Source organism: Psychrobacter sp. FDAARGOS_221 (genome assembly GCF_002313155.2).
In the GTDB taxonomy this organism is placed as follows: Bacteria; Pseudomonadota; Gammaproteobacteria; order Pseudomonadales; family Moraxellaceae; genus Psychrobacter.
Genome location: NZ_NWFK02000001.1, coordinates 3,127,073 through 3,139,793, shown reverse-complemented (window position 1 = coordinate 3,139,793; position 12,721 = coordinate 3,127,073). Strand labels below are relative to the sequence as shown.

Annotated in this window: 10 protein-coding genes; 7 read left to right on the top strand and 3 right to left on the bottom strand. The window is 40.4% G+C overall.

Annotated features, from left to right (window positions below):
• Window positions 1–461 precede the first annotated feature (461 nt).
• Together purB and A6J60_RS13170 are read left to right on the top strand one after the other, a co-directional pair.
• Window positions 462–1,865 (top strand): adenylosuccinate lyase, encoded by a 1,404-nt coding sequence (purB, locus tag A6J60_RS13175; protein ID WP_096066376.1) that lies wholly within the window; start codon window positions 462–464, stop codon window positions 1,863–1,865.
• A gap of 146 nt (window positions 1,866–2,011) precedes the next feature.
• Window positions 2,012–2,614 carry a DUF2238 domain-containing protein gene (locus A6J60_RS13170; protein WP_096066605.1) on the top strand — a complete coding sequence of 201 codons (603 nt, stop codon included), beginning with the start codon at window positions 2,012–2,014 and terminating at the stop codon, window positions 2,612–2,614.
• Between the two features lie 31 nt (window positions 2,615–2,645).
• Here A6J60_RS13170 and A6J60_RS13165 read toward each other — a convergent pair whose 3' ends face one another.
• Complete coding sequence (locus A6J60_RS13165; protein WP_096066375.1) at window positions 2,646–2,828, bottom strand: NF038104 family lipoprotein; 183 nt, start codon at window positions 2,826–2,828, stop codon at window positions 2,646–2,648.
• Between the two features lie 298 nt (window positions 2,829–3,126).
• On the opposite strand from A6J60_RS13165, the gene A6J60_RS13160 reads away from it, so the two are divergent.
• Window positions 3,127–4,308: a cupin domain-containing protein gene (locus tag A6J60_RS13160; protein WP_096066374.1), complete on the top strand. Its 1,182-nt coding sequence runs from the start codon at window positions 3,127–3,129 to the stop codon at window positions 4,306–4,308.
• A gap of 324 nt (window positions 4,309–4,632) precedes the next feature.
• Window positions 4,633–4,800, top strand: a complete 168-nt coding sequence (locus A6J60_RS13410) for a hypothetical protein (RefSeq protein WP_193778069.1) — start codon at window positions 4,633–4,635, stop codon at window positions 4,798–4,800.
• 192 nt (window positions 4,801–4,992) lie between these two features.
• On the opposite strand, the gene A6J60_RS13155 is transcribed toward A6J60_RS13410, so the two are convergent.
• Entirely contained in the window at window positions 4,993–5,799 is an 807-nt protein-coding gene (locus A6J60_RS13155; protein WP_096066373.1) for an enoyl-ACP reductase, read from the bottom strand.
• A gap of 426 nt (window positions 5,800–6,225) precedes the next feature.
• Here A6J60_RS13155 and folE point away from each other — a divergent pair, with 426 nt between their 5' ends.
• Window positions 6,226–6,834, top strand: a complete 609-nt coding sequence (gene folE / locus A6J60_RS13150) for a GTP cyclohydrolase I FolE (RefSeq protein WP_096066372.1) — start codon at window positions 6,226–6,228, stop codon at window positions 6,832–6,834.
• 114 nt (window positions 6,835–6,948) lie between these two features.
• Here folE and A6J60_RS13145 read toward each other — a convergent pair whose 3' ends face one another.
• Window positions 6,949–8,643, bottom strand: a complete 1,695-nt coding sequence (locus tag A6J60_RS13145) for a dipeptide ABC transporter ATP-binding protein (RefSeq protein WP_096066371.1) — start codon at window positions 8,641–8,643, stop codon at window positions 6,949–6,951.
• Window positions 8,644–8,886: 243 nt separating this feature from the next.
• Here A6J60_RS13145 and A6J60_RS13140 point away from each other — a divergent pair, with 243 nt between their 5' ends.
• Window positions 8,887–11,004: a type I secretion system permease/ATPase gene (locus tag A6J60_RS13140; protein ID WP_319830065.1), complete on the top strand. Its 2,118-nt coding sequence runs from the start codon at window positions 8,887–8,889 to the stop codon at window positions 11,002–11,004.
• A gap of 10 nt (window positions 11,005–11,014) precedes the next feature.
• Window positions 11,015–12,451, top strand: coding sequence for an HlyD family type I secretion periplasmic adaptor subunit (locus A6J60_RS13135; protein ID WP_096066369.1), 1,437 nt, complete (start codon window positions 11,015–11,017; stop codon window positions 12,449–12,451).
• Window positions 12,452–12,721: the final 270 nt, after the last annotated feature.

Below are 12,721 nucleotides of genomic sequence, written 5' to 3'. Positions count from 1 at the left end.
TGAGGATAAGATATTGACGTTTATTCTGACGTTGGCAGTTATTTGGTTAGCCATTTTGATAGGCTTGATTGTCATCACTAGTCATGCCGCTGATAACGCTAAGCCCGACTATTCAAAGAGTAAACTCATTTTGTTATGTGTTTTGACTATCGCTTACCTGATAGTCACTTTATTCTTATGGTATGCATTCATTAGTGCTATATTTGATGCCGCTGCTTCGGTATAGCGCCAGTTTTTTAGGCTTTTACTTTTTAGATTTTGCTTTTTTAGCCTTTAAAGGTCACTTAGCGTTATTAATTGTTATAATTGCAGACCACGCTAATCAGAAGCTGTTTTTGGTTTAGGTTTTTACTATTTTGTCTGAATTTTTGCTGCCAATCACGACAGCTGTTTTTTATTTATCGTTATAAAAGTTTAACGTTACCTTCATTTATTTTCACCCACTGAGCTAAAGGATAACTATGTCTGTCTCATTATCTGCTTTAACTGCCCTATCTCCAATCGATGGTCGCTATGCCAGCCGTGCTGACTCTTTGCGCCCTTTTTTATCAGAATTTGGTCTGATTAAAGCCCGTGTCACTGTAGAAATTCGCTGGTTACAAGCCTTAGCGGATAACGATGCCATCACCGAATTAGCTAAGTTTGATCAAGACACCAACGCCTTTTTGGATGCCATCGTTGACAACTTTAGCGAAGATGATGCGCAAGCGATTAAAGACATTGAAAAAACAACCAACCATGACGTTAAGGCGGTTGAGTACTTCATTAAAAACAAATTCCGTGGCAATGCGCAGCTAGAAGACAGCTTAGAGTTCATCCACTTCGCCTGTACTTCAGAAGACATTAACAACCTATCTTATGCGTTAATGCTAAAAGACAGCCGTGACATCGTGGTTGCTAAATTACAACAAGTGACGGACTCAATCGTTGCCCTTGCCAAAGAGCACGCCGCTCAGCCAATGCTGTCACGCACCCATGGTCAAACCGCTAGCCCAACGACTTTGGGTAAAGAAATGGCAAACGTTGCTTACCGCCTAGCCCGTCAAATCAAACAGATTAACCAAGTAGAGTTACTGGGTAAAATCAACGGCGCAGTGGGTAACTATAACGCTCACTTATCCGCTTATCCTGATGTTGATTGGACAGCACACGCCCAGCAATTTATCACTGAGCGTTTAGGCTTAACCTTTAACCCTTACACTACTCAAATTGAACCACACGATTATATCGCTGAGTTATTTGACGCGTTACGTCGTTTCAATACGGTTCTAATCGACTTCAACCGTGATGTTTGGCAATACATCAGCTTAGGCTATTTCAAGCAAAAGCTAAAAGAAGGTGAAGTTGGCTCATCAACCATGCCACACAAAGTTAACCCAATCGACTTTGAAAACTCAGAAGGTAACTTAGGTGTTGCTAACGCAATGTTGGCACATCTAGGTGAAAAACTGCCTATCTCACGTATGCAGCGTGATCTATCTGACTCAACCGTATTACGTAATATCGGTGTTGGCCTGGCACAAAGCATGATTGCTTATGATGCGTGCTTAAAAGGTATCGGCAAACTAGAAGTGAACCCTGAGCGCCTAGATGCTGACCTTGATCAAGCACAAGAAGTATTGGCTGAGCCAATTCAAACTGTTATGCGCCGCTACCGTGTTGAAAACCCATATGAAAAACTAAAAGCCTTAACCCGTGGTCAAGCCATGACTCGTGAAAAAATGCTTGAGTTTGTCAATGGTAATGAGCTTGACGCAGTACCTGAAGCAGATAAAGCGCGCTTACGTGAGCTAACGCCTGCGACCTATATCGGTAATGCCGATGAGCAAGCACAAGCTATCGAAGAGTGGATTGCAAAACTGTAGAGTTTTAACCAGACAGGATGTCTTGAGCGAGACAGATGAGGGCGTTGCCAGTGAGCCAAATCAATAAATCAGGTAACCCCTCCTCATATCCTATCGCTCAGGCTCGTCTTGTCACTACAGCTTGCTTAGGGATTGTCACCTTGGTGATGATTCTAGCAAGCATCCATCCGTTAAATTGGAATGACTACCTGCTTCATCAAGCAGGTACGATTGTTTTTATGGCAATGGTTTGGCGCTGTTACCGTAAATATGGTGCTAAGCCCGCCTCCTTTGCCTATGCCAGTTTGTTTATCCTGATTCACATTATAGGGGCTCGCTATTTGTATTCGTACGTGCCCTACAATGAGTGGACTCAGGCTCTGTTCTCGTTCAATTTAAACGAAATCTTTGGCTGGCAGCGCAATATGTACGACAGATTGGTCCATTTTAGCTATGGTCTGTTATTGCTGCCATTGATGCGTGATGTGTTGCGAAGCTTTTTTCCGGCAGCGTCAACCAAGACCTTAATTTTACTGGCGTTACAGTTTAATCTGGCCAGCAGTGCGCTATATGAGTTATTTGAATGGATATTAGCTATCGGGTTATCATCGGAAGCTGCTGAAGCTTACAATGGTCAACAAGGTGATATGTGGGATGCACAAAAAGACATGGCCTTAGCGTTTCTAGGCGGTATGGTTAGTGCCCTTATTTATCAGCTTAAAGCCGTATCTCAATCAAATAAGACCTTATACGAAAGCGCTAATAAATAAGCACACATTAGTGAGGCCTCTATTTCATCTTTTAATCGTCATCGTCGTCATCATCACCGCCTGGAATAACTGCTTTGGTGACTGCTACTGTACCCTTAACCACGCCTTTGGTCGTTTTGTAAGCGATTTTAGCTGGCACAGTGACCACGTGATGCAGGCAGCCTTGTAACGTAAGACAGCTGATGACTAGCATGACGGTGTATAGATGTTTCATATAATATTTTACTCACACTGAATTAGATGGTTTTAAATTAAATAGTAAGCTGTTGGTAGCACAACATATCATAAAAAAGGATAAAGCAATACCGCAAAATTCTAAAGGTTCTCCACATTATTTTTTAATGCTTATTCACCGCTATAAGTTGTTTATTATAATCAACTTATAAAATATACCATCTATAAAATATGCAATTTATAAAAAACCAAAGCAGAGAAAGTGCTTACGAATAGAGTTTTAGATCAGATATATATTTACTTAAAATCAAGCAAGTACTCACTACAAAGGATTTACCATGACTGATGTCCGTTATTGTTTACCAGATGATATGACAGCCGAGCAGTTTTTGGCTGAATATTGGCAAAAAAAACCACTATTGATTAAACAAGGTTTACCACAATTGGCAGAGATGTTCGAGCCAGACGATATCTTAGGCTTAAGCCTAGAGGAAGCGGCTACAGCGCGACTGATTACCCAAAATCAAGCTCCGGGGCAAACAGATCAATGGCAGCTGCAACAAAGTCCACTGTCTGAAGCCATGTTCGATGATTTACCTGAGCAATGGACGGTCCTGGTACAAAACTTAGAGCAATGGTCGCCAGAGCTAGGACAACTGTGGAATGCGTTTAACTTTATCCCGCAGTGGCAACGTGATGATATCATGGTGTCTTATGCACCGGCTGGCGGTTCTGTCGGTAAGCATTATGATGACTACGATGTATTTTTAGCTCAGGGCTATGGTCATAGACGTTGGCAACTGGGCAAATATTGCGCTGAGACCACTGAGTTTATCCCTGATCAACCGATTCGTATTTTTGATGATATGGGCACGCTTATTTTTGATGAGGTGTTAGAGCCAGGTGATGTGCTTTATGTGCCGCCAAAATTATCTCATTATGGGGTTGCGCAAGATGACTGCCTAACCTTCTCATTTGGCTTTCGCCGCCCAAATCTGATGCAAGTATTAGATAGTGTGGTTGATATGGGAACCACAGATGCCTCTTTATTCGTGCCACTATTACTTGAGCAAGGTGTTCAGTCTGCCGGTCAGCTGCACAAAGACAGCATCGATCAGATTAAAGCTCAGCTACTAGCGATGCTACAGTCTGATAAAGGCGATGCCTTAATTGCGCAAGCCGTCAGTGAAGTAGTCAGTAAGCGTGAATACGAGCTGTTGGTTCCTGAAGATACGTTAGACTTAGACCAGCTCCAGCAAGTGCTTGAAGAAGGCGGCATCATTCGTACCGATTATAGCAGTCGTCTTATTTATACTCAGCTTCCAGAATCAGATACTAACGCGCCGGTTATTTATGCCAATGGGCAACGCCTTGATGACATTAGCAGTGCTGAAGCACAGTTATTAAAACGTCTGGCAGATGGCGAATCATTAACAATGGAAGATATTGATGCTGAGTCATTACCGTTAGAAACCATCATGGGTTGGTTAGAGAACAGTTGGGTTTGGGTCGACTTCTAATAAACAGTTATAACTTTTATTATCGGACTTGTTACTGGGTAATCGTTGGATTATCACTGAGTTATTACTAGGTTATTGGTGATAGGCCTCTGTTACTATTGGATATCTTTGCAACTTTAGTTTACATATGTAAACACAAACCTGTGTCATTAGTTCCTATAATGAAGACTCTAGTGAAGAGTTAGTCCGTATCGATGCATAATCGATATCGATAAAGCGTCACAGAGCATATAGAGCAAAAGCACAGTTAAGAGTTAATAATAGTCAAAAAACAGAGTTCAATAGATTATTACGACAGAAAACCAATAACCAAGGAGAATAACAATGTCTAACGAACCATGCAAAACAACAAAAATGAGACGCAACGATATTAACCAAGATCATTTGGATAAGAAGGATCAACAGCGTACGGATGATTGCGCATTGACCATGATGCAAGGTATGCATGAGCATGAAGATCATGAAGAAGAAGCTCAATCAAAAGCTGATTAAAAGTAAGTTGTAAGCCCTCTACTCTCCAAATAGATCGCTTCTAAATAACTGAATATCAAGCAAAACTAAATTTGAATAAAAAAAGACGCTAATTAAATTAGCGTCTTTTTTGTTTGGCTTTAGCTAGACATATAGTCAGAGAAGTCTAAAAAGGTTAACACCGTAACCGTTTAGTCGTTCGCTGACTATAGATTATTCGGTGCCAGCTAAGTCTAATAACTGCTCACTGATTGCAACGGTGTTGAAACCGCCATCCACAAATAAGATCTCACCGGTGATACCAGATGCCCAAGGTGACAATAAGAATAAGGCCGCATTACCCACTTCCATTTGACTGACATTGCGCTGTAACGGCGCAATCTTAGCATTAATATCTAACATACGGCGGAATGACTTAATACCGCTGGCAGCAAGCGTGCGTATAGGGCCCGCAGATACTGCGTTTACTCGGATACCGTCTTTACCCAATGATGATGCTAGATAACGCACACTGGCCTCAAGACTGGCTTTGGCCATCCCCATCACATTATAGTTAGGTAATACTGAGATACTACCTTCGTAAGTCAGAGTCAACAAAGACCCTTGACGCTTGGCCAATAATTCACGAGAGGCTTTGGCTAACGCCACAAAGCTATAAGCAGAAATATCATGGGCTATACCACTGCCTTCACGGGTAGTCACTTCGGTAAAGTCGCCATTTAACTCTTCCGCCGGTGCAAATCCAATCGCATGTACCACGCCATCGATACCCTCAGGCCAGTGATCTGCAACGGCATCAAAACACTCTTTAATTTGTTCATCAGAGCCAACATCACACGGCAATACCAAGTCTGCAGCAAACTTTTCTGCTGCCATATCGACCCGCTTTTTCATTTTATCATTGGGGTAAGTCAAAATTAATGACGCCCCTTCTCTGTGTAGCGCTTCAGCAATCGCCCAAGCAATGGATAACTTACTGGCAATACCTGTCACCACAAACCGCTTTCCTTGTAACAACATACGTTTAACTCCCTATTTTATTGTTTTTTATCTATTAATGGGTTAACAAGCCGATTAGTGCTCATAATCTATGACACCCATCTAAAGCTAAAGACAGCATATCAAATTGGCTTAATGGTTAAGCCTAAATCATAAGTAAGCCTAAATCGATGCAAAATATTATACTAGCGACTTGCATTTTTGCTAGTGTAACTATTCTCTATTATATCTATTTACTTGTGCAATTAGTGCTGTAATGGGATGGGTTATTGTCTTAATTTATCAACATCATAGTGCATGATAATACAAAACCAACAAAAGTTTGTTATATTATGACTTTTTTTTGCGGTTAATTGAGAAATACTCATCAAATTTATGACAAAGCGCTTTACAATTTATCTGTAACCGTTAAGCTATAGCATTCTTTTATTTTGCTGTTTAATAACTATGTGTGATTCCAATTCAAACGTTGTAAATGAAAAGTTAGATCCTCAGCTACCTAGCCCGGATCTTTACGCCAAACTGATTGCATCAACTGGTGAGGACTTATCACGTCCTGGTCTGTTAGATACACCAACTCGTGCTTCTAAAGCCTTTGGCTATCTGACTCAAGGTTATCATCAAACGTTGCAAGAAGTCTCTAATAACGCGGTCTTCCCTACTGATAACTCAGAGTTGGTGTTGGTGCATAATATTGAGTTTTATTCATTATGCGAACATCACCTGTTGCCGTTTCATGGGGTTGCACACGTTGGCTATTTACCCGATGGCAAGGTATTAGGGCTATCTAAGATAGCACGCATTATTGATATGTATGCCCGCCGGTTACAGATTCAAGAAAATCTAACCAAACAAGTCGCCGAGGCCATTAGCGAAATCACCGACTGCCGCGGTGTGGCTGTGGTGATGGATGCCTCGCATATGTGTATGATGATGCGTGGGGTTAGCAAGCAGTTATCAAGCACCCGTACCACATCAATGTTGGGCGAATTTGAGACCAATATGCAGGTACGTAATGAATTTTTGGCTTCTGTACCAGCCTCTAAAATATTCTAATCGTAAGCTAACACCACACACAACTCAATCATCGATCATAAACTGGCTGACATCATGCGCATGATGTCAGCTTTTTGTATTTGACAATTTAAAGCTTTCAACTTGATATCAAATCTACATTTTCTGTTCAAAGTCTTTACTACGAACACTGGTCTCTATCAGCAGTTTTGAATAAGGATGCTGTGGATTATTAAATAACTGCTGCGCGCTGCTGTATTCAACACACTCGCCTCTTTTTAATACCATAATATGTTGACACAAGGCTTGAACCACATTTAAGTCATGGCTAATAAATATATAACTAATACCAAATTTTTGCTGAATATCTCGAAGCAGCTCAACCACAGCAACTTGGGTGCTGCTGTCTAACGCTGAGGTTGGCTCATCTAAGATAATAACCTTAGGACGCATAATCAGCGCACGCGCCAATGCCACACGCTGACGCTGACCGCCCGAAAGCTCATGCGGATAGCGATAGGCAAAGTCTGCTGGTAAATGAACCGTCGCCAGTGCTTCATGTACCGCTTGAGTGCGTGTGGGCTTGTCCACACCTCGAACCAATAATCCTTCTTCGATAATTTGCATTACGTTAAAACGGGGATTAATACTGGCGAAAGGATCTTGGAACACCATTTGGATATGGGAGCGAAATAAGCGCAGTTCTTTTTTACTTAGGCTATTTATATCAACACCATCTATTAATACCGAACCACTTACTTTAGCCTGGTTACTCAGCAGTCTTGCCAGTTCTAATGCTATCGTCGTTTTACCAGATCCTGACTCACCCACGATACCCAGTGAGGTGCCATAAATGAGTTTAAAGCTGACCTTGTTAACCGCTTGCATCCACTCGCTAACACTACCTAATAGTGTTTTTTTGGCTGCAAAAGCTATACTCAAGTTACTAACGTCTACAATTGCCTCTTCTGCTGACTGATCTACGACACTTAAAAGTTGTCCGAAATCTTGACTAATTAGCGAGCGCGTGTACTCACTTTTCGGTTGTTTGAATATCTGCTGACTAGGCCCTTGCTCAATGACTTTACCTTGCTGCATGACAATGATGTTGTCACTGTAACGACGCACCAGATTTAAGTCGTGGCTGATGAGTATCATAGCCATGCCATGCTGCTGCTTTAATCTGTCCAGTAATTGTAAAATCTCATGTTGTAAGCTGACATCCAGCGCCGTCGTTGGCTCATCAGCAATCAATACATCAGGATTCTGAGCCAGTGCCATAGCAATCATCACTCGCTGACGTTGACCACCTGAAAGCTCGTGTGGATAACGACTTAATTTAGCGGCAGCATCTTTGATATTGACGTCTTCGAGTAGCTCAATACTGCGCTGCTTGATGTGAGCTTTATTTAGTTGCGCCTTCGATGTCGCAGCCAATCTCAGGCTTTCTGCAATCTGCTTACCGACTGTGTGCAGAGGATTCAAAGCGGTCATTGGCTCTTGGAATATCATGCCAATCTTACTACCACGCACTGTTTTAAACTTTTTATCTCGTGAATTTAACTGCTTAATCGTATGCGCTGGACTTTGAGCTATCGACAACTCACCCACCGAATTTAATTTGGCTTGCCCTTCAACGGTTAGGCTTTCGGGTAACAAACCAAGCATTGCTAAGCTTGAAAGTGATTTACCAGAACCCGATTCCCCCACAATAGCTAGCGTCTCGCCTTTATGTATTTCATAAGACAATTTATTAACTAACGTGTTACTAATGGCCTTATCATTACTATTAGCAAAAACACTGAGTTCATTAACGACTAGTACGGGTTTTGATGATTCTTGGGAAGGCATATTGAATGTCTCAAAGTGAGTATTGAATAACTGACCAAATTTATAGCGTTAATATTTAATTATCTTAGATAAATATCATTTTATAACACTGATTAGCGCTTACAATCTGTATTAGTCTAACCTGTTTTATAATAATTTTTCTCAAAAAATTTAATAATTTAAGCGCCAAATTTGAGCTTACTTATACTTTAAAAGCATCTTTAACTGTATAATACAGCCCGTTTTTTTCAGGGGATGATGATTGTGGATAAAAATAAAGATTTTGGATTAGCTGCCCTAGGTATACTTGCGCAATATCACAATATCTCTTTTAACCCAGAAGAGATAAAACATAAGTTTGATTTAAATAAAGACGGTTTGTCACTGACAGCCTGGCTACTAGCAGCAAAATCTCTCGAATTAAAAGCAAAAAATGTTAAAAAACCAATTAATCGTCTGCCCTTTGTCAATTTGCCCGCACTAATATGGCGAGATGATGGCAAGCATTTTATTCTAGTTAAAATAGATACTGAACAAAATCGCTATCTTACTTTTGACTTAGAACAAGATTCACCCAGTATATTGTCACAACAAGAGTTTGAAGCTCGCTATCAAGGCACCATTATTTTAGTCACCTCTCGGGCCTCTGTTGTCGGTCAATTGGCTAAGTTTGATTTTACTTGGTTTATTCCTGCGGTGATTAAATATCGAAAGATATTTATCGAAACGCTTGTGGTATCTATATTTTTACAAATTTTTGCACTTATTACGCCTTTATTCTTTCAAGTCGTGATGGATAAAGTTTTGGTTCATCAAGGCTTTTCAACTTTAAATGTCATTACAATGGCACTAACCATTGTCGTGCTATTTGAGGTGATATTAGGTGGTCTTAGAACCTATATCTTCTCCCACAGTACAAGCCGTATAGATGTAGAGCTGGGTGCAAAACTGTTTCGCCATCTACTTGCTCTGCCTATTTCTTATTTTGAAAATAGACGGGTTGGTGATACTGTCGCACGTGTGCGCGAATTGGATCAAATTCGAAACTTTTTGACTGGTCAAGCACTCACCTCAGTCCTAGATTTATTGTTCTCATTTATCTTTTTTGCCGTCATGTGGTATTACAGCAAAACGCTGACCATAGTGGTTCTATTGTCTTTGCCTTTTTATATCATGTGGTCAATCTTTATTAGCCCAATCTTACGTCGCAGATTGGATGAAAAGTTTGCCCGTGGCGCGGACAATCAATCTTTCTTAGTAGAATCCATTACTGCCATTAATATGATTAAAGCAATGGCTGTATCGCCGCAAATGACGGACACGTGGGATAAACAGCTTGCCAGCTATGTGAATGCTAACTTTAGAGTAACTACCTTGGCGACCATCGGTCAGCAAGGGGTTCAGCTGATTCAAAAAGCAGTCATGATTATTACTTTATGGTTTGGCGCACATTTGGTTATCTCTGGCGATATGAGTATTGGTCAGCTCATTGCCTTTAACATGCTTTCAGGTCAAGTCATTGCACCAGTCATACGCCTTGCCCAATTATGGCAAGACTTCCAGCAGGTCGGCATATCCATCACTCGCCTGGGTGACGTCTTAAACTCACCAACAGAAAACTATAAAGGTCGAATGTCCTTACCTGAAATTAAAGGCGATGTGTCATTTAGAAATATTCGATTTAGATATAAACCTGATGCACCAATTATTTTAAATAATGTGAGCCTAGACATTAAACAAGGTGAAGTGATTGGTATTGTTGGACGTTCTGGCTCAGGGAAAAGCACGCTCACCAAACTATTACAGCGTTTTTATATTCCCGAAAATGGTCAAGTACTTATTGATGGACATGACTTAGCACTGGCTGATCCAAACTGGCTACGTCGTCAAATTGGGGTAGTGTTACAAGACAATATCCTTCTTAATCGCAGTATTCATCATAACATTGCATTAGCTGATCCAGGAATGCCAATGGAGCGAGTCATTCATGCCGCCAAACTAGCAGGAGCACACGAATTCATCTCCGAACTGCGCGAGGGGTATAACACGATTGTTGGTGAGCAAGGTGCTGGACTCTCTGGCGGACAACGTCAACGTATCGCCATAGCTCGAGCTTTGGTCAATAACCCTAAAATCCTTATTTTTGATGAAGCAACCAGTGCCTTAGACTATGAATCTGAACACATTATTATGCGTAATATGCAGCATATATGCCAAGGTAGAACGGTGATTATTATTGCTCACCGCTTATCTACTGTAAAAATGGCAAATAGAATTATTGTTATGGAAAAGGGCGAAATTGTTGAACAAGGACAACATGAGCAGTTACTGGCAAACAAAGATGGCATCTATCACTACTTACACCAATTACAATCAAATTAAGTGAGCCAATATGAAATTATGGATTATGGGGTTATATGAGTTTTTTTTACGTTACAAAAACATTTGGTTAGAAGTTTGGCGTGTTCGTAAAGATTTAGACCCCCCTAAGAGACAGGCTGATGAATATCAGTTTCTACCAGCCCACTTAGAATTAATTGAAACTCCAGTTTCAAAAAAACCACGCCTTGCTGCTTATTTGATTATGCTGTGCTTGTGTATTGCCTTACTTATTTCAATTTTTGGCAAAGTAGAGATTGTAGCTGTTGCCAACGGTAACCTCACCTTTAGTGGGCGTAGCAAAGAGATTAAACCTATCGAAACAGCACTGGTGCAGGATATCCTGGTTAAAGAGGGACAGTTCGTCGAAAAAGGACAAGCGCTTATTAATTTATCGGCGCTAGGTTCTGAATCAGATTTACAAAAAGCACAATCCTCATTAGCTTTGTCTAAACTTGAGTACTATCGCTACGAAACTTTACTTAAAGCTATTGATACTGGGGTTTTACCAGCTCTAGATTTATCTGGTTCTGAATACGATTCCGTGTCTGAAGCGGATAAAACCCGAGTTAAAAATCTTATCGAAGAGCAGTTTACAACGTGGCAAAACCAAAGACAGCAAAAAATATTATCTTATGAACATAAGGAAATAGAAAAGCAAACCGTTTCTAGCTATATCAGAAAATACGAGAGTGCTGATCTTATTGAAAGTGAAAAGTTACGTGACTACCAAGGCTTAATAGAACTACAGGCCATATCAAAGCATGAGCTTTTAGCACAAGAAAGCAAAGTCAATGAAATTCAAAGTGAGCTTGCCGTACAACGCTCTAAGCTGAGCGAGCTGGACCATGATTTACTGCACTTGAAAAAAGAAATTGATTTGGTTACTCAGCTGTTTAAAAGCGATGTATTAGAAAAGCTCAAACAATATGATGACAATCAAAAACAGCTAAGCTTTGATGTTGACAGAAGTGAGCAAAGACAACGTGCTGCTATGATTAAAGCCCCTGTATCAGGTACTGTGCAACAATTAAACGTACATACTGTTGGTGGCGTGGTAACGACTGCCGAGACACTAATGGTCATAACGCCAGAAACAGATGATTTAGAAGTAACGGCGCTGATTCAAAACAAGGATATCGGTTTTGTTAAACCCGGTCAGGAAGCCATTATTAAAGTTGAGGCATATCCTTATAGTCGTTACGGCTATTTAACAGGCAAGGTAAAGCATATCTCCCACGATGCGATAGAGCACCCACAGCTTGGACTTGTTTTCAGCTCAGTTATTAGCTTAGATAATAATAAGCTTATAGACGCTCAAGGCAATGAGATTGAATTGACCTCTGGTATGACTGCAACTGTCGAGATTAAAACGGGTATGCGTAGTGTCATTAGCTACTTACTCAGTCCACTAGAGGAGTCTTTCTCAGAGAGCTTAAAAGAACGCTAGACCTCTCAAAAATACAGAGGTCATTGAGCCTGTTGTAATGTGCATAATCGATCAAATCAATAGCAACAGGCATCAATAACCTCTTTATAATTTATAGAATTAAATAAGGTTATTTATTCTAGTAAATATATTTATACATAGCATGTTTAGTATACTAATTTTCCATAGACAAGCTTAATTTTGAAAAATTAGTAACTTCTATAAGTTTAAATGTTTGGCGGAAATGCTCAAAAAATACACGTTTTTAAGTAAATTTTTATACTAAAAAAA

Bases quoted from the DNA above. Each gene is read 5' to 3' on its own strand.
- purB (WP_096066376.1), top strand. From the start codon at position 462: ATGTCTGTCTCATTATCTGCTTTAACTGCCCTATCTCCAATCGATGGT.
- A6J60_RS13170 (WP_096066605.1), top strand. From the start codon at position 2,012: ATGATTCTAGCAAGCATCCATCCGTTAAATTGGAATGACTACCTGCTT.
- A6J60_RS13165 (WP_096066375.1), bottom strand. From the start codon at position 2,828: ATGAAACATCTATACACCGTCATGCTAGTCATCAGCTGTCTTACGTTA.
- A6J60_RS13160 (WP_096066374.1), top strand. From the start codon at position 3,127: ATGACTGATGTCCGTTATTGTTTACCAGATGATATGACAGCCGAGCAG.
- A6J60_RS13410 (WP_193778069.1), top strand. From the start codon at position 4,633: ATGTCTAACGAACCATGCAAAACAACAAAAATGAGACGCAACGATATT.
- A6J60_RS13155 (WP_096066373.1), bottom strand. From the start codon at position 5,799: ATGTTGTTACAAGGAAAGCGGTTTGTGGTGACAGGTATTGCCAGTAAG.
- folE (WP_096066372.1), top strand. From the start codon at position 6,226: ATGTGTGATTCCAATTCAAACGTTGTAAATGAAAAGTTAGATCCTCAG.
- A6J60_RS13145 (WP_096066371.1), bottom strand. From the start codon at position 8,643: ATGCCTTCCCAAGAATCATCAAAACCCGTACTAGTCGTTAATGAACTC.
- A6J60_RS13135 (WP_096066369.1), top strand. From the start codon at position 11,015: ATGAAATTATGGATTATGGGGTTATATGAGTTTTTTTTACGTTACAAA.